This is a genomic window from Pseudomonas fluorescens, assembly GCF_041354075.1.
GTDB classification, from domain to species: Bacteria; Pseudomonadota; Gammaproteobacteria; order Pseudomonadales; family Pseudomonadaceae; genus Aquipseudomonas; species Aquipseudomonas fluorescens_CE.
Genome location: NZ_JARZGC010000008.1, coordinates 180,563 through 206,706, shown reverse-complemented (window position 1 = coordinate 206,706; position 26,144 = coordinate 180,563). Strand labels below are relative to the sequence as shown.

The following is a 26,144-nucleotide window of genomic DNA, read 5'->3' as shown; positions in this document are numbered from 1 at the left end:
TGCACGGAGTGGAGAGCCTTGGCTGGACTTGCAGGGACATCTGCAGGGACGGCGACCGGTACGGATGTTGGCGCATTCGTACCGGTCGCTCTTTTTACTTCGGTGTCGAGACGGCTTTGGCGTAGGCCTGACAAGCGGCCAGGGCGATCAGCCCTCGATCGCCGGCATCGGTGATGCCGATAATTCTTTGAGCATGCGCTGGGTCAAGTTCGACTCTTGCGGAGCCATGAACCACGCCGCCGGCGCCGGGGGTGGCTGGCATTGCACAGCCGCTGGCTGAATCGGTGGCGGAGAGTAAGACTGACAAGCGCACATCAGCAGTGGCAAGGCGACCGCGCAGACGATCTTGATCACGTTGGGCATCACTCAACACTCGGTAGTAGGATTGTTCACTGGTTGAAAGGCGCTGCTCGAGCGCCAGTCGTTTGTCTTGTTCGGTGCGCTGTTGCGCGGCCGAGGCGAGAGCCAGTTGATTGAGAGCCTCTGCATGCAAGCGGGCTTGCTGTTCCAGCTGCTGGCCGTAACGCCAGTCCTGAACCTTCCAGGTACTCGCTGCAGATGTAATGGCCAGGACTGCCAGCGTCATGCCAACAGCCAGTAGCCGGTACGGCGCGGGAATCAAGTCGAAGAAACGCATAACACTGCCCTCGCCCGCTCCCACAGTTGCTGTCGATCGGCTAGGCCGTTCAAACCGCCATTGACCTTGCGGGTGATCGCTTCGAACTCATCGCGATCGGCCAGCGTATTCAGCTCGCGCACCCACCAGAACCAGGCCGCCGACTCAGCCGCCCATTGCGGCTGCTCGAGCAGCTCAGGGGTGCGCAACAGGCGCTCGTCACCGAACAACGCCAGACTGCAGCGCAGGTAGTTGTTGTGGCCAGTGATCTGAATCAGGCCACGCCCGCGATAACGCTGGCCATCACCGTCGGCCGCCGGGGTATTGCCCAGCTTCACGGCAAGGTTGCCGGTATCGTATTTGCTCAGATACTGTTCGCCGCCCAGTTCGCGGACGTACTGCAGTTGGCCAGACTCGTGCCCGACCTGTGCCAGGAACGCTGCCTGTCGTTTCGATGTATCGATCTGACGACGGGCCATGGCTGCGTTGAGGGCGGAAACAAAAACGCCCGCTTGGCGGCGGGCGTTGGGCATGATGCGTAACAACTGTTGTTCGGTGAGAGGCATACAAACTCCAGGTGTAAAAAAACCGCTCGCGGCGGTCGGTGGGTGCGCTGTAGCGCTATGCGAGACTGACAACCTTGACCGGCTTCACCTCCTTCTTTTTCTTGCCTTTGGCCTTGGCCTTGCCCTTCTTGCCGCCGTTACATTCGACGGTGGTCGACCAGCCGGCCTGGGTGTAGACCTGCTCGACCGAGTCGGCCAGATACTCGCCATCGAGCCCGACCTTGAAGCCCTGGGCATTGATTGGCCTTTCGGCAAAAATGTCGGTGCGCCCCGGCATCTCAAAGCGCACACCGGCGGTCGAGCGGTTGAACGCCGCCAACCGCGCCTTGGCGGCCGACTCGGCCGCGCTCTTGTTCGGGTGAATGTGCCGATCGGTATGCACCGCTGGCAGCCCGTCAGGCACGTCGTCGTTGTCCAGGGCCACCACCACCAGTTCACCGGTTTTCTTGTCCTGATGCTTGGCGCCGACCGTCTTGTGGGCATTGCGATCGCCCAAACGGAACTGCCAGCGGCTGACGTCGCTGGGCACCAGGGTGATCGCGCCGAACTGCTGGCCGCTTGCGCTTTGCCCGGCTTGGCGCGGCATAACCAGCAACTTGCCATCGGCGACCTTGGCCGTGCAGTCGTACTGATTGGCCAGGCGCGTGATAAAGCTGAAATCCGACTCACTCAACTGGTCGGCCCGCGGGACCTTGGTCGACACCGGGCACACCGGCTGCCAGCCATTGCGCGCGGCGATATCGGCGACGATCTTCGACAGCGGCACGTTTTCCCAACTGCCGCTGCGAATGGTCTTGCCGCTGCCGCGCATGTCGCTGGCCTTGCCACGGATCACGATCGTACTCGGCGGGCCGGACACCTCGACCTCGTCAACCAAATAGCGCCCCAGGCGCGCCAGGCTTTGCCCTTCATAGCCCAGGTAAACCTCGATTCCGGCGCCGCGGCGCGGCAAGGTCACCAGACCGTCGCGGTCATCAATGCGCAATTCGAACTCGTCCGACTCCATCCCGGGCTTGTCCGACGTGCGCAGCAGCAACAGCCGGTCATTGATCAAGGCGGTAATATCAACGCCGTCAGCGACAACGCGAAACTTCGGGTTCATGCGGTTTTCGCCCAATAAAAAACCCGCACCAGGCGGGTCAAGGTCAATCGGTCGTTACGCGTAACGGCAGGCGCCGCCGGCGGCGATCCGGACAGGATCAATTCCACAAGGTCACTTGCTCTTCGATCGGTTCCGGCAGATCCGGCAGCACGATCAGCACCCCGGCGCGAAAGGGTTGGACCTCATCGGCCAGCCCCTGATTGGCCCCCAATACCGCCTCCACGCTGCCGACCAGATGGCCATAGTAGTTATGGCAAATGGTGTCGAGCAGATCCCCGTCAGACGTTCTGCATGTCGTCGCCATAGCGGACAAACTCCAGTGTGAACCCTTGTTTGCGTGGGATACCGCCCTGCATGAGGGCGCTTTGCTCTTCTTCGATGGACGCCAGGCACCAGGTGCCCAGCACCTCGCCATAACCGGTGGTCAAGGTCAGCGGCTGCAACTGGCCACCGATCCGACGCAGCGTATCGAGCTGCTTTAGACCGCCCTTGAAGCCCGGGAAAATCGCGCCCTTGAGGGTGATTTTCTCGTCGCCCATACCGACCCCTTGCTGGGCGGGCCGGCGTGATAAGCGCTCCTGGGATGCCCAGCGGAATGCGGTCGAGCGACGCAGCTCGTTAAAGGCCGCCGTGTCGAGGTTGAAGAAATACGGCGAGGCCTTGGGGTCTTGCGGCTGGATGATCAGCAGGTGCGGAAACGGCTTGACCGCCTCCGGCGCCGGCGTCTGATCCGTGGCAAAGGCCCCGGTCGGCATGATGTTGGCCAGCGCCGGATTGACGTTGCCGGCGACCTTATTGATCGCCGTGGCCGCCCGGCTCGCCTGCTCCTTGAGCACCCCCAGGCGTTCGTCGATTTGCGACACCGCGCGGGTGGCCGTGCCGTACATGGCCACCACCTGGCCGACCTTGGCCTGAGCGGCATTCACCCCGCGCATGACCCGCTGTAACTTGGCGCCCAGCGCCGGCCCGACAAAGGGCACACCCTCCAGCTCCGACGCGGCGCCGGTGATTTCGCCGATCGCGCCATTCACCGGCCCCAGCATGCCGTCCATGCTACGCCGGCCGGTTTCGCCCGCTGAAGCCAGGTACTTGAGCCCCGATTGCAACTGATCCAATGCAGGCATAAGCCCCCCCTATTAAACGTGTGGCGCGTCGTACAGCTTGCGGCTTTCCAGTTGCTGGGCCATCGCCCGCTGATGCTGCTCAAGGTGCGGGCGAATTTGCTCAAAGAGCTGAGCACCGTCTTTGACATCGCCGTTCACCACCAAGCTAAAAGGCGCCTGGATATCCACCTTGGAATCGACCTTGACCCCTTCGGCCTTTTCCGCCGGCGGCTTGGCCAGCAGCGCCGCCGCATCAGCGCCGGGTGGTGGCATCAACATGGCGCGGGCCGCATCACCCGGCTGAGTGCCGGCAGGCTTGGCGAAGGACTGGGCGATACCGCCCATCACCGGCGCGATGTTCTGCCCGGCATTGGTCATCATCAGCGGGCCGGCGGCCGGCATCTGTTTAAGCGCGGGATCGGTGCCAAACATCGACTTTCCGAGAAAACCACCCAGGGCATCGCCGCCCAGGTTGCCGAGAATGCCGCCGACAATGCCGCCGACCACCGTACCAATCACCGGCACCACCGAGCCGATCGCGGCACCGGCTGCCGCACCGGCCAGCGTGCCCGCCAGGCCGCCCGCGGCCTCGCCGTAACCCTGCGCCTTTTCGTCCCGGGTTTCGGCGTTCTGGTAGGTGTCATAGGCCTTAAACCCAGCCTCGGCCACCGCGAACACCGCCGCACCCTTGACCGCCGAGCCCACGCCCAACCCACGACCGCCACCCCTGGCCCCACCTTTGCCTTTCTTGCCATCGCCACCCAGGGCGCCCGCATCCGGACCGCCAGCGCCGCCCAGGGCGCCCATGTTGGTCACGATTACCTTTTGCGGAATGTTCGGATTGCCCAGCAGCGAACCGCGGCCGATGTTCAGCAGCCCCTTGGCAATCTTGAAGCTGCTCATGGCCGCCTGAAACCCGATCACCGCGGCCACGGCCGCACCGATGCCGGACACCACGCGCGGCGATTCATCGGACAATTTGCTCAGGCCCTGGGTAACATAGGTCAAGCCATCCGCCACCGCGTCGGTGACTGGCCGGAACGCATCGCCGATAGCGCGCATGGCCTCATCGGTGCCCTGCGCCATTTCGGCCCACTTCTGCGCCGACGATTGCCGGCGCTCTTCCAGGTTCTTGTCCAAGATCCCGGTGGCACTGGCCGACTCCGATTTAAGCTTGGCGTACAGGTCCTTGTTCTGCATGAACGCCGTCAGCGCGCCCTTCACCTGCATATCGGCGAACAGGTCGCCGGTGCGCAAAGCCTGCTCCAGGGACGCAATCATGGCCTTGGCTTTTTCCGGGTCCTGCTCCTTACTGATCTTCGCCGTGGCTTCCGCCATGGCCGCGGCCTTCTTCGGATCGGTGGCCGCGATGTACTTTTGCGCCAACTCAAAGCTGGATTCCAACGTTGACTTGCCGTTCTGCAGGCCGGTGTTCATCGACGCTTGATAGTCAATGCCGGCATCCTTGTAGGCCTTGACCGTGTCACCCGAGCCGATTTTCTCCATCCAGTTCTTGAGGTTGTTGGCCGCCTCATCGGCGCCGCCGGCGGTCTTCATTTGCACTTGCAGCATGGCGCCCAGTTGCGTCACCGAGTCCATCCCAGTGATGCCCAGCTTGCCCATGCCCGCCAGCAGCTCAGGGAACCAGCGCGCCATATCGGCCGCTTCAAAGCTGCCCGCCTGACCTTGGTAAGCGATGGCCTCCAGGGCTTTTTGCATCTCGGCCGGGTCGGTGATCTTGGCGTTCTGCCCCAGGGCATTGATCATGCGCGCCGTTTCGCCGCCGTCCGAACCCTGGCCGATGGCGAATTTGGCCGCGGTCGGCGCATACGCCAGGGCCTTGTCCAGCTCCATGCCGGCACCCACCAGGGCGTTGACCACCTCGGCCACCTGATTGCGTGCCATGCCCGTCTCACGCGACGTGTCGATGATCCGCCGCGACATGTCGCCCTCTTCGGGCTGGTTGGCAATGTTGGATTTGATCGCGATGTCACGAATGATCGCGCCATAGTCGGCGCTGACCTTGGTCGGGATGGCCATCGCGGCCGTGGCCGCCACCGCCTGGCCGACGCTGCTTTTGAGCTTCTGCCGGCCTTCGTCAATTTGTTGGTGACCCTTGGCTTTCAGCTCAGCCTTGGCCGCGGCTTGGCCCATGGTGTTGTATGCCTTGGCCAGGTTGCGCACTTCCACGCCCTGCTTTTTCAAGCTGCTCAGGTTGCCCTCAAGCTGCTTGAGCAACGCGCCTGCGCCCTTCTCGCCCGCCAAGTGCGCCTTGCGCCATTCATCTTGCAGGCGCACGGTCTCGCCGATGGTCTTTTGCAAGACCCGGGCTTTCTGGCCTTCGGCCTCCAGCTTCTTGATGCGACTGGTGACATCCTTAAACGCGCTGCCCACCGTGGAGCTGACCGCCCCGCCAATGACCAGGCCGAGCGCGAGTTTATTCGCCATGTGCGTGCCCTATACGTCGAGGAAAACAGGCGGCTCAATCCGTGAGCCACCACACCATTTCCGAGAAAGGCATGGCCTTGATCTCGGCCGCCGAGAAACCCGTCTCTTTGGCCAAGCGTCGAGCCAGCACCTTCAGGGTGGTTTCGTTACAGGTCGTCGTCTTCAACCAGGCGAAAATAACCGGCCGACAGGCGGTTGTAGTCTTTGATCTTCAAGGCGGTCAGCTCCGCATCGCTGGCCATGAGCAAGCTGCAAAACAGGCTCTTTTCCAGCTTGTCCAGCTCGCCGCCGCTGGCTGCCTTCGCGGCTTCCATGTCCTTCACGCTGGGCGCGCGCATGGTCAGCTTGTCGACCACCACGCCGCCGATATTGGCCTTGTAGGCCAGCGTTACAGTAACGCCGTCGTCCGTGAGCACCAGCCAGCTCGGCAAGGGCTTGTTGAGGTTGATTTGGGTCATGTGCAAATTTCCTTAAAGGCCCAGGGCCGTGCGCTCAGCGGCCAGTTGGTCGACGCCGTCGATTACCTGGATCATGTTGAGGGGATCGATCTCGTACATCACGCGACCGTCGATTTCGAGCTTGTAGTAAGTGACCGACATGGCGTGCTTGATTTCGGCCTTGTCGCCGGCCTTCCAGTCGCCCATATCGACCTCTTTCACCGCGCCGCGCAGGGTTACGGTGACCGCCTTCACGGCGCCCTTGAGGCCCTTGTAGGCCGCACGGAACACCGCATTGCACGCGGTCTGATCGGCCAGGCCGAAATACTTCAGCGACTCACGGCGCACGCCGTTGGTGGTAAATGCCGCCTCGAGCTTTTCCAGGCCCATGCCCATTTCGATCGGGGCGGACATGCCGCCGCCCTGATAGTCGTCGGTTTTCTTGGTCAGCTTGGGCAGCGTCAGGGTCGGTACTTCGCCGGCAAAACTTACGCCGTCGATGAACGCGGCGCAGTTGGACAATACTTCTGGAATCATGGATTGGCCCCTTAGGCTGTTTCGAGAACTTCGGTCAGCCACTCGTTGGTGACTTCAATGAGGAAATTCGGGTTTTCCGCCGGCGGCACGTCGGTGAAGCGAATGCGCCAGTAAATTTTTCCCTGCTCGATTTGGCTGGCCGTGTTCATTTCGGTGTCCGCGTAGACCTCGAAATTGATCACCGCACCGGCATTCTTCTGGTCACGCATGAACGCCTGCAGGCCCTCGGTGACGTCCTTCACGTAGGTCTTGGTGATCGAGCGATCGACCGCCCACTTGTGCCCGGCCTGGATCGCATCCATCAGGATGTCGCAGGTGCGCACGCGGGTGACAAAAGACCATTTCGCGTCGCTGGACAGCGTGCGGTTACCCCACAGGCGATACCCGCCGTCACGAATGATCGTGGTGATATTGGCGTTATTGAGCAGGTTGGCCCGGCAGGTGTCGTCACCGTCGAGGTATTCGATCGGGCGCGACGTGCCGGTGATGCCGACCAGCTCCTTGTTGGACGGCGACGCCCAATAACCGTAGGTTGCATCGGTCCAGGCAAACATGCCGGCCGCCCAGGCCGAGCCCGGCGCGTCGACCGTAGCACTGGTGGCAGTGTCCCAATACTTCACCCCGGGATCGACCAGGTACAGGCGTTTGCTGCCGAATTCCTCGGCGTAGGCCAACGCCGCCTCGTCGGTGGTGTTAGGGCCGTCGATGATGGCGATCGCGCGCAACTTGGCGGCCAGCGCATCCATGGCCGTCGCGACCGCCTGGGTGGCGGAGTGCTTAGGCGCGATGATGAGTTTGGGCTGGGCGTTGTGTTTGCTCTTGCCATCGAGCAGCGCCTGAAGGCCGGTACGCTGACCCGAGGCCAAAACGCCGCCAATGATCGCCGAGGTCTGTAGCGCCGGGTCCTCCAGCTTGGCCACCCCCACCGCAACAATCACCGCCTTGGCGCGCACGTAGATGGCCTGGGCGGCCTTGGTGATCGCCGAGTCAGCACCGAACGCGGCAATGGCTTCGCGCTCGGACGTGAGCAACACCAGGTCGCCCGCCTTGGCGGTGCCGCCGGCAGGACCGCCCGGGGTGAAGGTGTCGCACAAGCCAATGATCGAGGACGACGGCAGCGAGATGGTGCGCGCGCCGGTGTCGATCAGCGTCGTGGTGACGCCGTGAAAAAAACCGCTCATAAGGGTCAGTCTCCAGAAACGAAAAAGCCCCGCATATGCGAGGCTGTGAGGGGGTGCTTGCGTTACGCGTAACGGCGCAGCGGGGTTAAATGGATTTCCAGGGATTGACCTCAAACGTCAGGCCTTTCCACTGCGCGGTCGGGTCGCTGCTGTAGTCCTCGGCCCAGTCGCTAGGCTCGGGCTTGAAGCCCAACTGAATCACCAGGGCACGCGTGGCCGACCACTGCCACACCCCATAAAAACCGTAGTAACGCCGGCCGCTGATCTTGTGCGTGGCCAGCAACAGCCGGCGCCCGCCTTCACCTGGGCGATCCTCGACACTCTCGTCTCCCCAATAGCGGAAATCGCACTCGGTCAGCGGGCAACTGAACCAGGGATGAAAGCGCATGTTGTTGGCCGGGTTGCGGATGGCCAACCACCAGAGCTGGGAGAACCAGTGATAGGCGCCCAGGCCGAAGGGCGCATTCAGGTGCCACCAGCCACGCTTATCGCCCAGGGCGCCGTCGCGATCGTTCGACCACAGCCAGGCCCATGCCGGAAGCTTGGTCAGCCTCCAGCTACCCGGTGCCTGGGTGAATGGAATCGAAGATCCTTCATATGCCCGGAACGGCAGCGCCACCGGAACCACCAGAAAGCCCAACAGGATCAGAAACACACGCAGCGGCAGGAATAGCGCCCACTGCAAAGCAGCGCGCAGGACATGCAACGTCATAGGTCAACCTCGGATATCAGAAAAGAAAACGCCCCGTCAGCGCGGGGCGTTTATTCGGTTTGCTCGGCGATCCAGTCCGGCGCGATCGGCCGATGCTGGCTGTCGGGGAAGTCTGGCGACTGGGGCCAGTCGCGCAGCGCTTGCATGTACACCAGCAGCGCCTTGAACTGATCGTCGGAAAGCGTGGTGTCGACCGCAATATCCAACTGGTCGCGGTGACGATCGCGCAGCCACATAACCCCCTGTAGCTCGCTATCGCGCCACCCGCGTTCCTGGCCCGCCAAATCGGGAGCCACTTCAATCAACGGATGTTTTGAAATGACACCCTCGTCGACCTTCCAAATACCGTCTTCCTCTTGAATCAAACGAAACCACAGCGCCTCATCGACCGGGATAGCATCGCTGGGAATGCTGTGAACTCCAGCGATAAGGCGATGGAGCAATACCCCATTGTCATCAAATGTTGCGTACTTCATTCACCCCACCCTTATTTGCCAATGGCAAGCCACGAAGCATTGCAGTTGATATTTGCCAGCGCGGTACAGCTGGTGAGCGTTGAGCCGCCAGCGCCCACCGCCCCGATTGGCGAACTGGCCGCCGCCGTTTGAATCTGAAAGGTCAGCGCAGTCACAACAAAAGGAATTGGGAATGTAATAGTGCCCTGTGTATTGGCCGTCAGCGATTTGCTGCCCCACTGAAAGATAAAACCGCCCAGCCAACTGGGAAGAATCAGATAACCATTGGCGGCCGCTAGAAACTGAATCCCCCACCGCAGTTTTTTCGGGGTGATCATCGTGGAATCATCCACACCCGCATCGGTCTGCGCCTGCGTGGAAACCTTGGCGGTGCCCTGATTGTTTTCCGTGGCTTGCGCCGCCAGGGCCGCCAGGGCGGCAATGTCGATGTTTCCCTGATTGATCGGCGCATTCCAGGCCTTGATGCACCACATTACGGCGAGGTTGCGCGGGCGAGCCACGCCAGCGAACCACTCCTGATCACCCGGCAACGCCGCCGTGTTGGTCGTCTGATACGAATGCAGCAGCACGTTGGGATAATCCGCTGCATTCAAAGCATCTTGACCAGCATACGGTTGCAACTGAGCAGGAGTGAGGCCGTTAACGGGGACACGCAGGCCACACACGGCGTTGGTAGGACCCGCATCAGCAGCAACAACCGTACCTTTTTGCCAACTGCCAATCGCACGACCAGCATCGACGCCACGCCCATGATCCCAGCCGCGCAGGAACTCGCCCCGCGATTCCGGCAGCCGGAAGTTACCAGCCCCCTCGCCGCCCGTGTTGAACGCCGTACCCAGGAACGCCGCCAGATCCGGATAGGCGGCAATGCTTTTAACGCTGCCGTCGACCTCCAGAAAGCCGGGCGGCACGCTGTTCACCGGAAACGCCACCATGGTGCCGACCGGCAGCGCCGAGGCCTGGGCAATCATCGATTCGACTTCGGACTTTGTGTAGCTGTTGGTGATGCCCATCCCGGCCAGGGTGTTCGGGTTATCGCCCGACACCACCACGCCGCGGTTGTTGACCTTGACGCGGGTGTATTCGCCGGCCTGCTTGTTCGCCGGCAACACCTCCAGAATGGCCGCATCAACGTAGCTACGCGAGGCCAGCACCACCGCCGGGTCAATCTTGAGCGCGACATTGGCCGAGTTGTTGACGATGAAATTCATCCGCACCACTTGCGTGCGGCCAGAGCCTTGCGCCAGCAGCGGCTTATAGCTCGGCGCGCAGTTGGCCACCGCCACCAGGTCGCCGGCGTCGTCGTACAGACCGATTTCACGAATCCAGTGCCCGCCCTCGTCAGCCGGAATAATCTGCTCAGCGATGATGATCGCCGGATCGGCCTGGTCGACCTTGAGTTGATTCAACGGCCGGCGACGCCATTCGTTGATCAGCTGGGTTTGTTCGGGTTTGGGGATGGGGTCGGTCATGTTGGCATCACCCACACCCATTTGAGTGATCTTCCAGGGAATGCCGAGCGCGTCGGCATTCGCCTGCTTGGCCAGCCCGACATTGGTCAGGATGGCGAAAAACTGCGAGTTCGCATCAATCATGGTAAACGTCCAGGGTGTCTATGGAGTGTTCGCGACCGATCACGGCAAAGCGGCCCGTGACTTCGATGTCACGCATCACCGGCGGATACACGTCGATTTCGTCGCCTTCGTATAGGCAAGCGGCGATATTCAAATGGCCTTGAGTTTCGAGGCTGATCGCCAACCCCGTCAGCTTGCGGGTGACGGGCTTGGCGTCATCGATCAGGCGTTCCAGCTCCTGATACATCTCTTCGGTGATACCGGTGTCGAGCACCCCAACCTTGAGCGCAAAGGTGCCCGGCTCGCCTTCTGGCACCGCCTTGAACCATTCGATGATTTCGATCAGGTAGCCCAGCGGCTCGACCACCCGGCGCAGGGCGCCGATGGTGCCTTTGTGCTTGTGGATGTAATACGACGCCTTGATGGCCGCCCGCTTGGTCGCCTCCGACCACCGATAATCCCAGCGATCGACCGACCAGGCCCACGCCAGGTGCGGCAGCAAATGCACCGGGCAGTTGTCGGCGTTGTACAAGGTGCGCAACGGCACAATGGTGCGCTCGTACAAGGCCGCTTCCAGGGCACGCTCCAGTTGCGTGCTATTGCTCGGCAGCAGGCTACTCATGTTGACCCCGCCAGTACGACGGTGTAACCCTCGCAGTAAGCCGCCTGCGCCTTGGTCGGGGCCAGGTCGACCCAATCGGTCAGCTCAACCCGAGAAACCCCAGGAACGTGTAATTGCGCGTCCACGGCCGAGCGAGCCACCTCGACGCCCAGGCGCTTACGCGGATTGATCCAGGCCGCCAGGCGCCGAATGGCCTCGGCCAGGCTGGCGTCCACCTCGGGGCCGGCGCCGGTCATGTGCAGAACCGCATCAATGCGGTAGTCGATGATTTCCGCGCCCTGGACCGTTACCCGATCACCCACGGGCCTGACGTCCTCGTCATTCAGGGCCGTCTCGACAGTAGCCAGCAGCTCTGGACTGGCCTCGCCCTTGCCCTCGGAACTCAGCACCGTGACAGTGACGTAACACGGCTGGGGGCTTTCCGCCGTGGCGTCGGCAACCAGCGCCGAAGCGTTGCGCGAATGCATGATGTAGCTGTTTCGCGGGCCGGCCGTGGTCAACCCTTCATAAGCCAACTGAATGCGCTCGCGATAGGGGTCGTCCTGCTCCATGACCTTAGCCAGCGGCGGCACCACCGAAAGGTTCTCGGCTTGGACCACCAGGCGCGGCAAGTTGACGTTGGCCCCGAGGTGATCGAGGTCACTGCCAATGGCATGGGCCAGCAACAGCGCCTTGGCGGCATCGTTGACCCGAGCCCGGTTACAGACTTTGTTATAGGCCCCTACCTCCAGCAGCTTGACCACCGGATCACTCTCAAGCACCGCGGTCCAGTTGTCGCCCATATAACTGCGAAAGGTGCCTAACCCCTCTTGGTAGGTGTCTTCAAAATCCAACGGCTCCAGCACATCCGGCGCCGGCAACGCCGACAGATCAACGACCGTACTCATACGCTTACCTCCACCACAAAACCGTCGCCGAGGTATTCGCCGGCAATGCTCAAATCGATCTTGCCGCCCAGCACCGCCAGCACACGGACCCGTTCAAGTTTCAAGCGCGGCTCCCAACGCAGTAGCGCGCGAACCGCCTCGGCCTGAACCGAGCTTTTCCAGCCTTCGTTTACCGGCATGTCGACATAGGCGCGCACCTTGCTGCCGTATTCCGGACGGTGCCGGCGACTACCGAGCGGCGTACTCAATACGTCGGCCATGGACTGGCGCAGATGCTCAATGCCGGAAATGGGTTGGCCGGTGTGGCGATCCATTCCGATCATCTACGTCACTCCAGGGGTTCGAACTCTTTATGGGTTTTCAGGTAGCTCAGCGCCTGCTCATCGGACGCCGACACCTCGATACGCCCCTTGGCCACCGCCATCGTGCGATCGGTGTTTGGGATAATCAGCGTGCGCGAGGTGAAGACCTTGTCGCGGAATGTCAGCAGCAAATCGCGGGCCGGCGCGATATCGTCGACCGGCAACTCGGTAGGTTTGGCCATGATTTCTCCAGGCATGAAAAAGCCCGCACAGGGCGGGCCGTTATGGGATCGATTAATGCGTGTGGTGGTTGCTGTTGCCCTTGGCATCAATGACCGCACCGTCCGTGCTGATGTTCCCAACCGAGTGCAACGCACCGCCGACCTCGACACCTTCCGTTACGCGCAATGCGCCTTGAATTTCTACGTCGGCAATCAGCGTGACGTTGGTGGTGGTCACCGTGACCGAGTTATCGGTGGTAACCGATTCGGTCGATCCCACCCTGGTGATCACCTGGCCACTGGGCAAGGTAATGGTGTAGGTCTTGGCCTGCCAGTCATAGACCAACGAGCCGCCATCGTCGAAGCGCCAGGCCTCGACGTGATCACGGTTATCCGGCTGCGCGCCGGCATTGCCGTACAGCCCAGGAACGAAGGTGCCCATGCCTGCCTGACCGCTGGGGTTGAACAACACACCCTGCTCACCAATGCTCGGCGCCCGCCAGTGCCGGGCCTTGCCGGCGGCCAGGCTATGCCAACGCACCCAGGCACTGGTCCATTCACCGTTGGACACCCGCACCATGGCCGTCGCCAGATCCACGCCGACCACCGCGCACGGCATCAGCATGGCGGCAATCATCCGATCATGCTCAGCACTGGGGTAGCTCATAAGTCCTCCGGTTGAATCGGACCATCGCCCGGCTCGACGTCAATGACCAGCGTGCCCGGCGGCTCGTCTGGCCATGGCCATTCCTCGGCACCCAGGTAGAGCTGCTGCGTCCACTCAACCAGCCAGACGGTGTAGCCATCCAGTTCTGGTTTGGTCCAGTCCTGCATGGCCTGGGTGAACTCAGCAGGCTCAACCGGCAAACCCCAGGTCTGCATGCGCAACAGCACGGCCAGCTGCGCCGCCAAGTGCGCGGCCTGTTGACAGTGTTGCGGCTTAATGGGATCAACGATGATCCGCGCTTCGAATCGGCAAACCAACGTGGTCTCACCGGTGCCAACGTCCGGACCTGGCTCAATTTCAGCCATCTCAAGGAAGACTACCGGCAATGCAATCCGGTCCTTGATATTCGGCCACGTCGCCACTGCTTTGATGCCTGGCAGATTGCTCTGCAAATGCTGCTCAATCGCCCGGTAGAGCTGGTCAAGGCTAAAAGGCTCTTCAGACATTGGCCGTCCCCTTGAGGTACTTCTGCAATTCAAAGTTGAACTCTTGCTGCAGGATCTCCAGCAAACGTGCGTGTGCACGATGGGTCCAGGTGTCGAAGTGCGGTCGCGCGTGTTCCAGCGAAACCTTGGCCTTGGCCAGCGGAAAGCGATTGCCGTTTTCCGCGACCCAACCCGAACTGGCCCCACCAGCACCTGACACGGTGCTGTCGGGGTAATCGTCCGCGCTGAAATGCTTGCTCGCGGTACGAATCCAGATGTCAGGTTTGTTGCCGTAGACCTGTTTGAGGAAAGCACCCTGGTAACGCCGCCCGGCCACCGACACACCATTGCTGGACTGTCTCGCGCGACCAATGCGGCTGGACTCAATGGGATTAAGACCGAACCACAACTTACCGCTCGCAGCGCGACCGGAAACCGGGTATGCCCGCAGACGCTGGCGGACTGCCGCAACAGCGATTCGCTCCTGACGACCGACAGCCCGGGCGATATGGGTTCGCAGCCAGCCCAGCGTCTTGTTGATCGCACGACGCTGGGCAGCAGCGGCGGCTTTCGGCACCAGCTTGGCGAAGTCTTCGAACGCCTTGAGATCGGCCGCCGATGACTGGATGGTGAGCGTTCCTCCACCAGCCGATGATTTGAAGTAGCTGCCGACACTCATGCGCGCATCCTCAAGATCAAGGCGACCAGACCGTCACCGCTCGGCTCCAGTTGCAGAAGGTCATATTCCCCGCCACCGTCCAGTTCCGGCAGTTCAATGGTAACGAGCAGGCCCTGCTCCAGACCGCGGGAGTCGCTGACGCGAATCTCGAAACGAGGCTCGCGCAAACCGGTGTTGAGCTTGCCGATCTTCGGTTGCAGCCAGGGCGCCGAGAACATGCCAAGCACCGGCTCCTTGCGACCCTCGATCCGTGCGGTGTCACCCAGGGTCTCGAACACCACCGCATCCACCTCGGCGATCAGATCGCGAAAGCCCATGGTCAGAGCTCCAGCAGGATCTGCGCCAGTGGACGGGTGCACAGGTGCAGCGGGTTGGACTGCGCTTCACCAGCCATGCCCTTGTTGAAGGGCAGCGGTTCGATTTTGCTGTAGTACGGCACGCCCTCGGTGTTGACCGTTTCCATGTAGTCGGCCGGTGCAAACACCGAGATGTACAAGTCCGGTACGCCTTCAGGGATGAGCAGCGCCTTGTCATCATGAACGAAGGTCACGCCGGCGATTTTGCCGCGATAGCGCTCCCACACGATGCCGCCGAAATCGAAGCTTTCACGAGAATCGCCACGCAAGGCTGCTGCCTGCTGGCTATTGAGGTAGGTTTCCTTGACCGACTTGTGGACGATCAGCTTATTCCAGAAGTTTTTGCCGCACAGCGCGCGCGAGCCGGTGCTGGTGACACTGCCCAGCGCGTCCTCCTGAATGTCCAACGCTTCACCGCATTTGACGCGAAGCTCAGTGTCGGCACTGTTGAGCCCCATGGACATTTTTTTGCGATTTACGCCAAAGGTTTTGTAGATATCCAGCAACACCGTGGAGCCGTCCGCGTCCAAGATCTGGCCGTTCAGCGCGCCCATGCGCTGGAACTCGTGGGTGGCATCCAGCTGCCGCCGCGCTTTGGCCAGGCGTTTGTTGACCACATCCTGCACGGCCTGCAACTCAGAACGCGTACCGAACGCACGGATGCCTTGGATCTCGTCGGCCTTGATGGCGAATCGTTGAGGCAGGTGCACGGTGTTGAACGGGATCAAGTTACGTTTGCTGCCGGCGACCACCAGACCGGACGTACCGCGCTCACCGGCCGGCACCAACGCGAGGGTGTCGCCGTCCTTCTCGATCTGCACGGTCAGGGTGGTGATGCCCTCTTCCTGAAACAAGCCAAGGCTGCTGATGCGGCCCGGAAGGTATTCCTGTTCGTTGATGGCGGCGGTCAGCGAAGAGACCGAAAACGCGTCATCGTTAAAAATTTCAATGTCAGCCATGAAGCAATCTCCAGAATGCAAAAAACCCGCATTTGCGGGTTCGGTAATCAGGGGTGTTCGTCTTAACGGACCATCAGGAAGTGAGTCGCCAGCGCTTTTTCGGCGGCAGGGTCCAGCCCGGTCAGATGTGCCTCACTGACCTCAGCCAGGCGCACGACGGCGCGGCCACGACGGACCACATCCGACTCGCCCAGTGGTCCGTAGAGGATCGCTACAGCATTCTCGCTACCGTCTTCGGCAGTCGGGTTGTACGGGGCAAACTCGCCGGTCAGGCTGACCAAGCCGAGTACCTGGCCCGGCTCGAGTGCGGGGCCAGCAGCCACGTTGATGGCTTCGCGGGAAATGTTGCCGGCACCTTCGGACAGAAGGAACTCACCTGCGTGCATCGGCTCTCGTTGAATAGTCATTTTCTGGCTCCTGATTTGCCGGTGTGCGCCGACTGGCGCGCCGACCAGATTGAGGGTTGATCGATTTTCTTGGCTTGCACTTTCGGTGCGGGGTCGTCGTCGAGGGGTAAGCTGTTATCGATTTCGAACCCCCTGCCACTGCCAACAATCTTGTCGAACAGACGGGCCCGCACTGCTGCAGCGTCCAGGCCAGCAGATACAAACTCAGCGCTGAACTCGGGCAGGCGCGCTGCGACACAGAGATCGTTGATGGCTTTTGCCCGAACCAAACCGGCCTCGACGATCGATTCGTTTTCAAGCTGGGTAGAACTCAGCAGCGGCGTGACCAGGTTGCTGATCCCAGCTTCGGCGCAGCGTTGGGTGATCATCAATGCCAGCTTGGTGGCGTCGACCACCGGTGGCGTCTGCGGCGGGTCTGTCGGTTCCAAATCCAAATCCGGATCGGGCTCGGGCGGTTCGTCCAGCTGAGCCAGCAACTCGGCCGGTGCGTGCTGGTAACGCTGCAGTACGGCGCCCTGGCCGAGGCAGGCTTTGACAGTGACGCCGTCGCCGATCTCATCCGCCAGGCCCAAGGCCACCGCCTCGTTGGCGGTGAGCCAGGTTTCAGCGGCAACCAGTCTCCGCAACTCGACCTCATCAATGTCCGGCGCCTTGGCCTTGTAGGCCGCGATAATCGCTTCCATGGTCTGGTCGAGCACATCGGCTACCTTGCGGAAGTCTTCAGCATCCCCGGCCGCATAGGTCCAGGGGTTGTGAATCATCAACATGGCGTTGGAAGCGATCACCACGCGGTGAGCACCGCACACCGCCACACTCGCCGCACTGGCGGCCAATGCATCAATCCGACCGGTGCAGCGTTCGCCCAACCGTGACAGCGCGTTGTGCATGGCCAGGCCATCGAACAGGTCGCCGCCGATGCTGTTAAACGCCGCGATGACCGGTGAGACACCATCGTCCATCGCACGCAGATCCTGCACGAACTGATTGGCCGTGATGCCCCAGGTGCCGATCTCGCCGTAAACGAAGACTTCGATCACGCGCTCGGCAGCTTCGCCGCTGGCGTGCACCGCGTACCAGGTTTTGTCCTTCACCGGCACCTGTTTGCCGGCGCGGTTGTAAATGCGCGGGCGCTTGTTCTTGCTCATGGTTGCTCCTTGGTGTCGTCGTTGAGGACGACCGCATCGAGAGTGCTGTAATTGAGGCCAAGGGTGGTGGCCCGGGCCAAGTCGGCGGCGTTTTCCGCATCGACCGTTTCCGCGTCATAACCAGTGCGCAGGACCATTTCGCTGCGCGAGGCGAAGCCCGCCTGCACTTCCATCCTCCGGGCTTGTACGTCTTGCACTGGCTGGATGTAGGCCCAGCCTTGTGGCACCCAGCGCGTGCGCAGGTATTCCCGGCGGCGCTGGGCGTAGTCGACCAGCACCAGCGCACCCGCCAGCACCGCCATGTCCATCCACGCAGCACGCACCGGGCGGCAGAGCTGGTGCACGTAAACGCTGAACTGCAATTGCTCCAGCCGGCGGCGAAACTCGTTGAGCACCACCCGCAGCGCCCGGTCGTTGACCTCACGCATGTCGCCGGTGAGGATCTCGTAAGGTGTACCCGTCCCGGCAGCAGCGGCCATCAGCTGCTGTCGCATGAAGTCCGGATAGTTGTTACCCGCATCGGGAGGCTTGGAGAACTCAACCTCTTCACCTGGCCCCAGCTCCTGCATGGTGCCGGGCTCCAACGCCACCATCGGCGTGAATCCATCTCGATCAAAGTTCAGCGGTTGGCCGGTGACTGGATCTCGCGGCATGGGCCCGGAGTCAGGAGCCGGACGGCTGATGAAGCCGGCGAAGAGGTTGGCCACTTCCTGGCGGAACAGCACCGCATCATCGTAGTTGTCCAGACTGCGCAGGCGCTTCAGCACCGGCGACAGTCGGGGTACGCCGCGCAGTTGGCCTGGTTCCACCGGTTCGAAAATGTGCAGCACCTGCGTGGCCGGCACCCTGACCAGTTGGTTGTAACCGGCGTTTAGCGACGAGGCATCGCGCGGATGTGACAAGTACATCCAGTACGCCACCCGCTTGCCGCCCGGCGTGAACTCAATGCCGGCGCGAATCACGTTGCCGTTTTTGGTGGACTCATACTTGTCGTGCGGCACGAACTCCGGCGCCAGGATTTGCAGCTGCAGCGGAACAGCCAGCCCTTCGTCCAGGCTGCGCGGGCGCAGCCGCACAAAGCATTCGCCGGAGGTTTCCACCGTGCGGGCCACCAGCGCCTGCTGGCCATTGAAGTCTGTACGCTCATCGGCGTCCGATTCATCGACCCAGTCGTCCCAGAGTTCCTGCAGGAACTTGCGCAGCGCTTCGTCGTCGGTCTTGGGCCTCGGTGTGATGCCGGTTCCGATCAGGTTGCTGACACGCTTGTCGATCACGTTGTACGCATACGGATCGTTGCGCACCGCTGCTCGAGAACGCGAGCGCAGATTGCGCAGCGCCGGTGTGTTGATGCTGTTGATCCCGTTGTCGGGAGCATCCCAGCCAGTGGAACGACGGCCCTCTCCGGCGCCTTCGTAACTGGCCTTGATGTTCGACGGCAATACGAATCCGTTGCGGGTCAGCGTCGGATAGCGAGCCATTACAGTCCTTTGCCTCCGTGGTACAGACGAACCGCCCGTGAGCGCGGCCCGGCGGCACTGCTCAGGGACGTGCGAATTTCTTCGCGAGCCTTGAGCAGTTCATCGACAGTGCGGTACTCCACGGTGCGGTCGGTGTAGCGCACGACTTTTTCACCGCGTGCGATGGCCGCCTCAACCGCGTCGAGGTGCTTCTGGGTAAATGACATATCAGCGTCTCTTCAGGTAACCGCTGGCGGAGCTGCGGCGTTGAGGTGGCAGTGCTGCGGGTCGCGGTTGCACGACAGCAACTGTGTGTTGCGGGGCCGATTGCGGTGCAGCAGCTGGTGTTGCGGGAGCGGTGACGCGCTCGCCCTGGACAGGTTTGATGCCTACGCCCTCGTCGAAAAGGCCCGACTGTGCCAGCGATTGCCGCACGCGCTCCCAGTCGTGTTCCTTGTAACGGTTGAGGCCCAGGTAATGCGCCATGGCCAGGCAGTACACCATCAAGTCGAGTGCTTCGTTGCGCTCGGCCTTGCCTTTGACCCATTCGATGCGCTTGTGACCGCGAATGTAGCGCGCGACCTTGCGCTCCGCGACGCACTGGTCGAAGAAGTCATCCGGCAGGTCGTTGGCGAAGTGCAGTGCACCTGGTCCCGCCTCGAACGTGTACCGGTTGTAGATCCAATCTTTCGCGGTGTCGGTACCGACGAACCACAACTCGGCCCCGTTGCGTTCGGTCTGCCCCTTCCAAGTCACATCGACCATCGACGGGCGTTGAGCAATGACCGGCTTGCCGGGTTTGCTTGCGCCCTTGATGGCGAACACGTTGCGCCAGCGGCGAACGCGGCAGAACTGGTAGACCTCATCGGTGTGGTGACCACCGGAGTCGACGGCGACCGCGAGAATGCCCAAGCCAACACCGCAGGGGTGGCGATATTTGGCCTTGAGCAACTCGTCCAAGGCCGCCCACGTACGTTCGTCTGCAGGGTCACCCGCAACCACCTGGTAGTCGACCACCCACCGTTCCATGCCGACACCCCACCCCATCGCCATGAATTCCAGGCGATTTGCCTGGACGTCGACTGAGCCTGTGATCATCAACACAGCAGCCGACAGTGAGCCGAGGGTGAAGTCTTCGAGCCGTGCCCGCTGCCGCAGTACATCGGCTTTGGTTTGCTCTTGAGCCGCGTCCCACACTTTGGCAAGACGGGTGTTATAGAACACCTGCATCGGTTCAAGATCGCCCTTCGCCTGGGCTTTTTTTGCCTTCTCAAACTGCTTGGCCAGTGACTTCCAGTCCATCCAGCCGAGCGGCGAATAGAGCGCGTTGAGGTGAAAGCCAATCGTTTCGCCATCGCCCTCCGCATGGGCACGCCATTCGCCCTGGGCGAGCATCTCGCCCTTGTGGTACTCCTCGATCAGGACGTCACAGTCTGGGCCAGCGCACTGGTAATGCACGACGCTGTAGTCTTTCGAGTAGTGCAGGCGCTCCCACTCCAGGGTCTGCATGTGGCCGCAGCTCGGGCACGGGACATAGTAGTAACGCTGGTCGCTACCCTCGAACAGATCGTTGATCCGTGATGCTCCCTTGATCGTCGGCGAGCTGGAAAAGTAGAACTTCGCGTTGCGGCCGAAGGTACTGCCTCGGGTTTCCGCCAGCTCGATCGGATCACCCTCTTCACCGATGTCGACCTCCCAACGATCGATCTCGTCGCCGTAGACGTAGCGCGCCGACAGCTCGGCCAGGTTGGCCGCCGAGCCGGCAGTAGTGACGTACAACGACCCGCCCTCGAACTCCTTGGTGTCCATGGTGTTGCGCGAGTCTCGCGATCGGCTGGACGCCACACGCTCACGCAATGCAGGTGTTGCCTTGATCGTCTTGCTGATACGCGAGGAAACACGCTTGGCCAGGCCGAGGCTTGGCAATAGCGTCAGGATGTTGGACGGTGCCATGTGGATAAGGCCGCCGATCCAGTTCAACGCGATCTGCGTTTTCATCAATTGCGAGGCCACCATGGTGACCACGCGCTTGCAGGGATGAGCCGGCGACAGACAACGCATCGGCTCGCGGGCATAAGGCGTGCGCGCGGTGCGGTATTTGCCGGGCTCGGCAGCGCCGGTGTCACGCGGGATCCGCATGTATTCGTCGGCCCACTGATCAATCCAGACATCCGGGTCGGGCCGTAGCCCACGGAAATACGCCTCGCGGTACACCTCTGCACCGTCAGAATATTCCGTGGGCATAGGCTTAACTCGGGGTCAATGCGTGTTCAAGGTCCGCTGAAGACATGCGCTCAGCATCTTCCAGCGAGCGGCGAATCGCCGCCGTTAGGTGCTTTTCGATTTCCCAGGGATCCGTCATGGACGCCAATTCGGGAGCGAGTTGCGGGGGCATGCCGAGAAGTTGATCGCGCAGCATGCGGCCTGCGTTGTAAGCGCCGGTTTGAACCGCCACCCGGGCAACTAGCGAGCCCTTGGCCTTGTGCAACTCGATCTCGGCGAGCTGTGCAAGGTTGTGTTCGCGCAGTGCCCGAGCTTTCTGGAAGTCGGGCAGTTGTCCTGTCGGGATAACTGCAGGCGGTGGCGCAGCTGATGAGGTCGGCTCGACATGACTGGATAGTTGGCTGTAGACATCACGCTGCAGCCGGTCTTGGTGATGGCGATCAGCAATGGCGGCCTTGCTGGGGTCTGCGGTATCGCGAATCAACGCTTCGCTGGCCATTACATCGACCTGCTTTCCGTCAGGTGTCAGTACCAAGCGGTTGTTGTTTTTCAGCCAGGTGATGTAACTGGGTGCCCTGCCGATCCGAGCCGCGAAGGCGCTTTTAGACAGGAAAAGTGGTTCTGTCATAAGCCCTCCTTTTCAACGGCTTTTCAATGGAAACCTTTCAATTTCAATGGATTGAATTTCAGTAAGCTGGCAACCCTGCCGCTAACACTTTCCCGCGGGTTTCCGACCCCGTACCCACCGAGTACCGCCAGGGTCCCCGGCGGTTTTCGGTGCCCCGGATCGGTGCATCATCCCTGCTCGCCCCCGGTTGGCGGGACCTCGCAGACACCCAGCCGCTTAGCGGCCCAGCGTTCGTACAACCCGATGGCTACGTCCGCACCGGCCATCGCCGTGAGACAGCCCAAGGCGCCCGCCGTCCAGATCGACATGCCCGCGGCGATCATCAGCATCATCGCCGACACCCCGCAGACAATGCAGGCCCCCGACCGAAGCGCAAGCCGCCGCAGTAGAGCCCAGCCCCGCGCGCCATCCTTGTCGGCGCGCCACATCTCCCCCGACACCCCGCCGACTAGAGCCAGGAGGACCACTAACCAGATCGGCATCTCTGCCAGCGCTTGCTGCTCGTTCGTCATCACCTACCCCATGAACGCAAAAACCCGGCGCAAGGGCCGGGTTTGGTGTGTGGTGCGTGCCGCTCTCTGCGGTCGCACCTATCGAAGATGGGTACTTTTTACAGGTCGATTCCGGTGGCAGCAAGCCTGTTTTAATGCCAGCCGGTGAATGTCTGGTGAACGCCTAGGCAATGTCGGCGAATATCTTTATTTCGGCTTCCAGCTTCTGCGGCGCTGTCCTGCCTGTCCCACTACCTTAGATCGAAGTGGGTCAGCTACAGGCGCCTAGATTCGGGGCCTGCCCCGCTGTCCTACCTTATTTCCTCTTCTCTCACGTAAAGAGAAAAAGCTAAGAGCACGCGTGCGCGCCATGGGCGCGTATACGTTCCCGCTACGCTCACACATGGGCGGGACGTGCGGGAAGGCTGGACAGTAGGACAGCCCAAGAACAACGTGGCCCGCGCTTGTCCAACTGCATCAAACAGCAGTGGGACAAGGCGAGCCGGTAGGACAGCCACGGACGCAAGCAGGATCAAGCAGCGATCCCCATCAGCAGCCAATAGATGCATAGGTGCGCGTCATGCAGACGTTGGTAGTAGGTGTCGCGCCCGCAGCCGCAATGGGCGTACTTCAGGCGCATGTCGGAGTCTTGGTTACAGTAGTGTTCACGCACGATTTGCTCATGCGCTGGTTCCAGATGCTTGGTCACAATCAGCTCGATATCAAGCGAACCCTCCAATGGCGCACGGAACGCACGTCGGCCTCGAATCAATTGCCCATTACTCTCCATCATCATGGCGACCATGTTCCCACCGGCGAGCCCGCCGGCACTCAGGCCGCAATGCAGATCCTCGGCCCATTTACGCAGCCGCGCATCGATCTCCTTAATCATCGAAACATGGCTCCTCGACCGCCTGCTGTTCCAGGTTCGTTCCCCTGCCCCAGTTCTCCGGCTTCTTGTAAGCCCAAGGTCTGATGCCGCTTTTGCGCAGAGCTGGTTGCCGGACCTTGCGCCAACCCAACCGGTGCATGATCGCCCCGACCCGCATCTGTTCCGGTTTGCCCCAGTGACCGAAGTCCAGTTTCAAAGCCCCCAGCAGAATGTCGGTGCCGGTCGCGGTCTCGCCAATTTGAGACTCCTCGAGCCAAGCCAAAATCGGGCCTTCCCACTCATCCACCACAAAGCGTTCTTCCTGGGCCTCAGCGAACAGCGGTGCCTCCTCCCGGTTGACCCACCAGATATCGCCGGACTGATAGCAAAACATCGCCTCGGCCCACAGCTGGTCGCGGATCTCGCGCAGCTTGTCCAGCTCCACCTTGGTACACGCGACCGGCCAATAACGCCGGTTGCCGGTGGCGTCCTTCAAGTATTCGTCCTGGTTCGTCGTACCCACGAAAACACACTGGCGTGGCACGTCCATCGTTCTGCGGCCATAGCTTTCGCGGTAGGTATCGGTAGAGGCCGAAAAGAACTGCTTCGCCTTGGTGGACTCAGCTTTGTTGAAACTGTCCAGTTCCCCCAGCTCAACGATCCACTTGCCACGAATTGCCTGAAAACCATCCTTATCGCCCAGGGCAAAGGGGGTATCCATAAACCAGTCACCACCCAACACCGACATAGCAGTGGATTTACCAGCGCCCTGCGCGCCTTCGAGGATCATCACCGAGTCAGCCTTGCAGCCCGGTTGCATCACCCGGCCGATCGCCGAGATCATCCAGCGCTTACCGACCTTCGAGCTGTAGTCCGAAGGGGCAACACCCATGATGTCCGTCAACCAGGTACCCAGCCGCGGCACCCGGTCCCAATCCAGGCCATTGAGGTAGTTGCGCACCGGATGGAAGGCGTTGTCATGCGCGACCACACTCACCGCCTCGATCACGCTGCTGGCCTTGACCCGCAAGTTGTATTGCTGGGCAAGCCACTTCATCACCAGCATGTCGTCAATGTCAGCCCAATCACCGACGCCACCGCCGTACGGGGCAGCACGCAACTTGACGATTTTTGAGCTGAAAGCGCTGAATCCAATCACACCGGCCCAGCGCTCATCGTTGCTCAGGATCAGCTCTACGTTTTGCATGTGGGCGATCAACATGCCGTTTTCGGTCCGGGCCAACCAGTCTTTCCAGCCACCCGCTGCAGGAGGCTTGACCACCGCCAGCACCTGCCGACGCACCGCCTCCAAACCTTCGGCACAGTGCAGGTCGTTGAAGTCGGTCCACTTATCTTCTCGTTCAACCGAAAAGATCGGGCCAACGACCTGACCACCCACAACGGTAGCCGCGTTGTTGGCCTTCTCTTCACCTGGATTCCAGGGCTCGCCATTCGGACGCTTGGTTTTCCAGTCATCATCCCGGCAGATGATTAGTGGACGCCCCGGGAACCGCTCGCGCATTACCTTGGAGACCATCATGAGGTTGCCCGCATCAAAGGCAATGGCGACCGTCAACGAGGTCGCCATATGCAGGCTTGCGCCAGTGGCGTAGCCCTCACACACCAGCACTGGCTCGCCTGGCTCAGGGTGCGGACCAATGAGGTGGAAGGCGCCTTCCTTCGCCATCCCATAGGGCCAGTAAGACTTGTCGCGGCCAGTGTCCTCTTGCTTCTCGGGAAATATCACTTGTAACCCGACGATCTGGTCCCGAGCGTTTTGCATGGGCACCAAAACCGCGCCGGAGCGCGGGGCATAACGAACACCGAGGCCTACAATCTGCTTTCGATCCAGGTAAGCGCTGCGACCTTTCTCGGGCATACGCTTGAACAAACCCGCGGCACGGTTAGCCGCTCGACGGGCAGCGTTGGCAGCCTTCTCCGCGGCCTTGCGCTTGGCTTCCTCTTGACGAGCGCGCATGACTTCACGCTCTTCAGGAGTCATCCGGCCGGGCTTTATCTTGATCTTGTGCGTTTCCCCTGTACGCCAATCGCCGAACGCACCGAAGATCAGGGTTTCGCCCTTCTCGGTGTGGTGCTCGTGTAGAACGTACCAGCCGTTTTTCTCTTTGCCCTTATCCAGCACGGTCTTGCATCGAGTCAGCTTGCCGTAAATCAACGGCTGCGCGGGCTCCAGACCGAAGTCTGCAAATTGATTCAGCACGTCATCGAGCATGACGAGCCTCCCGCATCTCATCAATTGACTGACAGTTCACACACTGCGTGCAGCCCTGCTGGGCCAGTCGCCGTGCCTCGGGGATCGGATCGTCACAGCTTTCACAGAACAACAACGAATGCCCAGGCAACGCTGGCTTGAACGCACTGCGAGCAGCAAGCGCCTGATCGATGCGCTCCTGCACAAGATCATTGGCGAAATCAGCAATGTCAGCCACGGCCGTCACCCCGCGTTGTGTGGTTGACGTACTTTGCGCGGTTGAACAAGCCCAGCAGCCCTTGGATACCTCGAAACACCTGCAGGCGGATCGCGGCCAGCTCGTGGTCGCTAACCACACCATCGCCAATGCTCTTGGCCCAGGTATCAGCCAGATCAGCCACCTGCCGAAAATACTCGGCGAGACCGATAGTCAGGGTTTCCGGCATGTCAGTGGTGTACACCTCAGACAGTTCGTGCCAGATCGTATCGCCGACCAAGGCATGCACCGCATCCAGGATGCGCCTGTCCTTAGTCAGTTCGAGGATCTCGCCAAACTCTTGGATATTCACCGAGTGGCTAGGGTGCGTGGGGGACAGCTTGTGCTGCAGCGTGGTGGAGTTTCGGCCGGTGGTGGCGGCGATTGCAGCGGCGCCGCCTGGGTAATCCCGTGCGGCATGGTAAAGCGCCAGATCGAGCGGCAGGACTTCTCGCTGTGCTCGTTCGACGCAACTCAGAGCGATTCGGCTCATGGCATTAATCCTTGAAAGTTGCCAGTGCCGC

Annotated in this window: 32 protein-coding genes; all 32 read right to left on the bottom strand. The window is 61.3% G+C overall.

Translation table 11 applies throughout. From position 1 onward, the window contains the following. Window positions 1-94: 94 nt before the first annotated feature. The 32 genes from QIW53_RS13475 to QIW53_RS13320 all read right to left on the bottom strand — a co-directional run bounded on the left by QIW53_RS13475 (window position 95) and on the right by QIW53_RS13320 (window position 26,113). Window positions 95-637, bottom strand: coding sequence for a lysis protein (locus tag QIW53_RS13475; protein WP_371050091.1), 543 nt, complete (start codon window positions 635-637; stop codon window positions 95-97). After that, window positions 619-1,182: a glycoside hydrolase family 19 protein gene (locus tag QIW53_RS13470; RefSeq protein ID WP_371050090.1), complete on the bottom strand. Its 564-nt coding sequence runs from the start codon at window positions 1,180-1,182 to the stop codon at window positions 619-621. The genes QIW53_RS13475 and QIW53_RS13470 overlap by 19 nt, the downstream gene beginning before the upstream one ends. Window positions 1,183-1,237: 55 nt before the next feature. Beyond that, the gene (locus QIW53_RS13465) at window positions 1,238-2,284 is read right to left on the bottom strand and encodes a phage late control D family protein (RefSeq protein WP_371050089.1); all 1,047 of its coding nucleotides are present in this window, start codon (window positions 2,282-2,284) and stop codon (window positions 1,238-1,240) included. A gap of 97 nt (window positions 2,285-2,381) precedes the next feature. Next, on the bottom strand, window positions 2,382-2,588 hold the full coding sequence (locus QIW53_RS13460) for a tail protein X (protein WP_371050088.1): 207 nt from the start codon (window positions 2,586-2,588) through the stop codon (window positions 2,382-2,384). After that, entirely contained in the window at window positions 2,563-3,408 is an 846-nt protein-coding gene (locus QIW53_RS13455; RefSeq protein ID WP_371050087.1) for a phage tail protein, read from the bottom strand. Before QIW53_RS13455 ends, QIW53_RS13460 begins: the two co-directional genes overlap by 26 nt. Window positions 3,409-3,420: 12 nt before the next feature. Next, window positions 3,421-5,835, bottom strand: a complete 2,415-nt coding sequence (locus QIW53_RS13450) for a phage tail tape measure protein (RefSeq protein WP_371050086.1) — start codon at window positions 5,833-5,835, stop codon at window positions 3,421-3,423. Window positions 5,836-5,981: 146 nt separating this feature from the next. Then, window positions 5,982-6,293, bottom strand: a complete 312-nt coding sequence (locus QIW53_RS13445; protein ID WP_371050085.1) for a phage tail assembly protein — start codon at window positions 6,291-6,293, stop codon at window positions 5,982-5,984. 12 nt (window positions 6,294-6,305) lie between these two features. Beyond that, window positions 6,306-6,809, bottom strand: coding sequence for a phage major tail tube protein (locus QIW53_RS13440; protein ID WP_371050084.1), 504 nt, complete (start codon window positions 6,807-6,809; stop codon window positions 6,306-6,308). A gap of 11 nt (window positions 6,810-6,820) precedes the next feature. Beyond that, window positions 6,821-7,990 carry a phage tail sheath subtilisin-like domain-containing protein gene (locus QIW53_RS13435; RefSeq protein WP_371050083.1) on the bottom strand — a complete coding sequence of 390 codons (1,170 nt, stop codon included), beginning with the start codon at window positions 7,988-7,990 and terminating at the stop codon, window positions 6,821-6,823. 85 nt (window positions 7,991-8,075) lie between these two features. Continuing rightward, entirely contained in the window at window positions 8,076-8,702 is a 627-nt protein-coding gene (locus QIW53_RS13430) for a DUF7338 family protein (protein WP_371050082.1), read from the bottom strand. A gap of 50 nt (window positions 8,703-8,752) precedes the next feature. After that, the gene (locus QIW53_RS13425; RefSeq protein ID WP_371050081.1) at window positions 8,753-9,178 is read right to left on the bottom strand and encodes a phage tail assembly chaperone; all 426 of its coding nucleotides are present in this window, start codon (window positions 9,176-9,178) and stop codon (window positions 8,753-8,755) included. Between the two features lie 11 nt (window positions 9,179-9,189). Next, on the bottom strand, window positions 9,190-10,773 hold the full coding sequence (locus tag QIW53_RS13420) for a phage tail protein (protein ID WP_371050080.1): 1,584 nt from the start codon (window positions 10,771-10,773) through the stop codon (window positions 9,190-9,192). After that, window positions 10,766-11,374 (bottom strand): phage tail protein I, encoded by a 609-nt coding sequence (locus QIW53_RS13415; RefSeq protein ID WP_371050079.1) that lies wholly within the window; start codon window positions 11,372-11,374, stop codon window positions 10,766-10,768. Before QIW53_RS13415 ends, QIW53_RS13420 begins: the two co-directional genes overlap by 8 nt. Next, window positions 11,371-12,261 carry a baseplate assembly protein gene (locus QIW53_RS13410; protein ID WP_371050078.1) on the bottom strand — a complete coding sequence of 297 codons (891 nt, stop codon included), beginning with the start codon at window positions 12,259-12,261 and terminating at the stop codon, window positions 11,371-11,373. The genes QIW53_RS13415 and QIW53_RS13410 overlap by 4 nt, the downstream gene beginning before the upstream one ends. Then, on the bottom strand, window positions 12,258-12,584 hold the full coding sequence (locus tag QIW53_RS13405; RefSeq protein WP_371050077.1) for a GPW/gp25 family protein: 327 nt from the start codon (window positions 12,582-12,584) through the stop codon (window positions 12,258-12,260). The genes QIW53_RS13410 and QIW53_RS13405 overlap by 4 nt, the downstream gene beginning before the upstream one ends. Before the next feature lie 5 nt (window positions 12,585-12,589). After that, the gene (locus QIW53_RS13400) at window positions 12,590-12,805 is read right to left on the bottom strand and encodes a hypothetical protein (protein WP_371050076.1); all 216 of its coding nucleotides are present in this window, start codon (window positions 12,803-12,805) and stop codon (window positions 12,590-12,592) included. A gap of 52 nt (window positions 12,806-12,857) precedes the next feature. Then, window positions 12,858-13,451, bottom strand: coding sequence for a phage baseplate assembly protein V (locus tag QIW53_RS13395; protein ID WP_371050075.1), 594 nt, complete (start codon window positions 13,449-13,451; stop codon window positions 12,858-12,860). After that, window positions 13,448-13,957 (bottom strand): hypothetical protein, encoded by a 510-nt coding sequence (locus QIW53_RS13390; protein ID WP_371050074.1) that lies wholly within the window; start codon window positions 13,955-13,957, stop codon window positions 13,448-13,450. The genes QIW53_RS13395 and QIW53_RS13390 overlap by 4 nt, the downstream gene beginning before the upstream one ends. Further along, window positions 13,950-14,615 (bottom strand): hypothetical protein, encoded by a 666-nt coding sequence (locus QIW53_RS13385; protein WP_371050073.1) that lies wholly within the window; start codon window positions 14,613-14,615, stop codon window positions 13,950-13,952. Before QIW53_RS13385 ends, QIW53_RS13390 begins: the two co-directional genes overlap by 8 nt. Further along, window positions 14,612-14,932 (bottom strand): head-tail joining protein, encoded by a 321-nt coding sequence (locus tag QIW53_RS13380; protein WP_371050072.1) that lies wholly within the window; start codon window positions 14,930-14,932, stop codon window positions 14,612-14,614. The genes QIW53_RS13385 and QIW53_RS13380 overlap by 4 nt, the downstream gene beginning before the upstream one ends. A 2-nt stretch (window positions 14,933-14,934) precedes the next feature. After that, window positions 14,935-15,930, bottom strand: coding sequence for a major capsid protein (locus QIW53_RS13375; protein WP_371050071.1), 996 nt, complete (start codon window positions 15,928-15,930; stop codon window positions 14,935-14,937). Window positions 15,931-15,992: 62 nt separating this feature from the next. Further along, window positions 15,993-16,337 carry a head decoration protein gene (locus QIW53_RS13370; protein WP_371050070.1) on the bottom strand — a complete coding sequence of 115 codons (345 nt, stop codon included), beginning with the start codon at window positions 16,335-16,337 and terminating at the stop codon, window positions 15,993-15,995. Beyond that, entirely contained in the window at window positions 16,334-17,482 is a 1,149-nt protein-coding gene (locus QIW53_RS13365) for a head maturation protease, ClpP-related (protein ID WP_371050069.1), read from the bottom strand. Before QIW53_RS13365 ends, QIW53_RS13370 begins: the two co-directional genes overlap by 4 nt. Next, complete coding sequence (locus QIW53_RS13360) at window positions 17,479-18,960, bottom strand: phage portal protein (RefSeq protein WP_371050068.1); 1,482 nt, start codon at window positions 18,958-18,960, stop codon at window positions 17,479-17,481. Before QIW53_RS13360 ends, QIW53_RS13365 begins: the two co-directional genes overlap by 4 nt. Beyond that, on the bottom strand, window positions 18,960-19,166 hold the full coding sequence (locus tag QIW53_RS13355) for a phage head-tail joining protein (protein ID WP_368559388.1): 207 nt from the start codon (window positions 19,164-19,166) through the stop codon (window positions 18,960-18,962). The genes QIW53_RS13360 and QIW53_RS13355 overlap by 1 nt, the downstream gene beginning before the upstream one ends. Before the next feature lies 1 nt (window position 19,167). Beyond that, window positions 19,168-21,183 (bottom strand): phage terminase large subunit family protein, encoded by a 2,016-nt coding sequence (locus tag QIW53_RS13350; RefSeq protein WP_371050067.1) that lies wholly within the window; start codon window positions 21,181-21,183, stop codon window positions 19,168-19,170. A 4-nt stretch (window positions 21,184-21,187) separates the two neighbouring features. Next, window positions 21,188-21,790 (bottom strand): terminase small subunit, encoded by a 603-nt coding sequence (locus QIW53_RS13345; protein ID WP_371050066.1) that lies wholly within the window; start codon window positions 21,788-21,790, stop codon window positions 21,188-21,190. A gap of 167 nt (window positions 21,791-21,957) precedes the next feature. After that, window positions 21,958-22,302 (bottom strand): phage holin family protein, encoded by a 345-nt coding sequence (locus QIW53_RS13340; RefSeq protein WP_371050065.1) that lies wholly within the window; start codon window positions 22,300-22,302, stop codon window positions 21,958-21,960. A 511-nt stretch (window positions 22,303-22,813) separates the two neighbouring features. After that, window positions 22,814-23,173: a PA0613 family protein gene (locus tag QIW53_RS13335; RefSeq protein ID WP_371050064.1), complete on the bottom strand. Its 360-nt coding sequence runs from the start codon at window positions 23,171-23,173 to the stop codon at window positions 22,814-22,816. Further along, on the bottom strand, window positions 23,166-25,385 hold the full coding sequence (locus QIW53_RS13330; protein ID WP_371050063.1) for a VapE domain-containing protein: 2,220 nt from the start codon (window positions 25,383-25,385) through the stop codon (window positions 23,166-23,168). Before QIW53_RS13330 ends, QIW53_RS13335 begins: the two co-directional genes overlap by 8 nt. Further along, entirely contained in the window at window positions 25,375-25,602 is a 228-nt protein-coding gene (locus QIW53_RS13325; RefSeq protein ID WP_014339657.1) for a TraR/DksA family transcriptional regulator, read from the bottom strand. The genes QIW53_RS13330 and QIW53_RS13325 overlap by 11 nt, the downstream gene beginning before the upstream one ends. After that, a complete protein-coding gene (locus QIW53_RS13320; RefSeq protein ID WP_371050062.1) occupies window positions 25,595-26,113 on the bottom strand; it encodes a phage regulatory CII family protein in 519 nt (172 codons plus the stop codon). Before QIW53_RS13320 ends, QIW53_RS13325 begins: the two co-directional genes overlap by 8 nt. Window positions 26,114-26,144 lie beyond the last annotated feature (31 nt).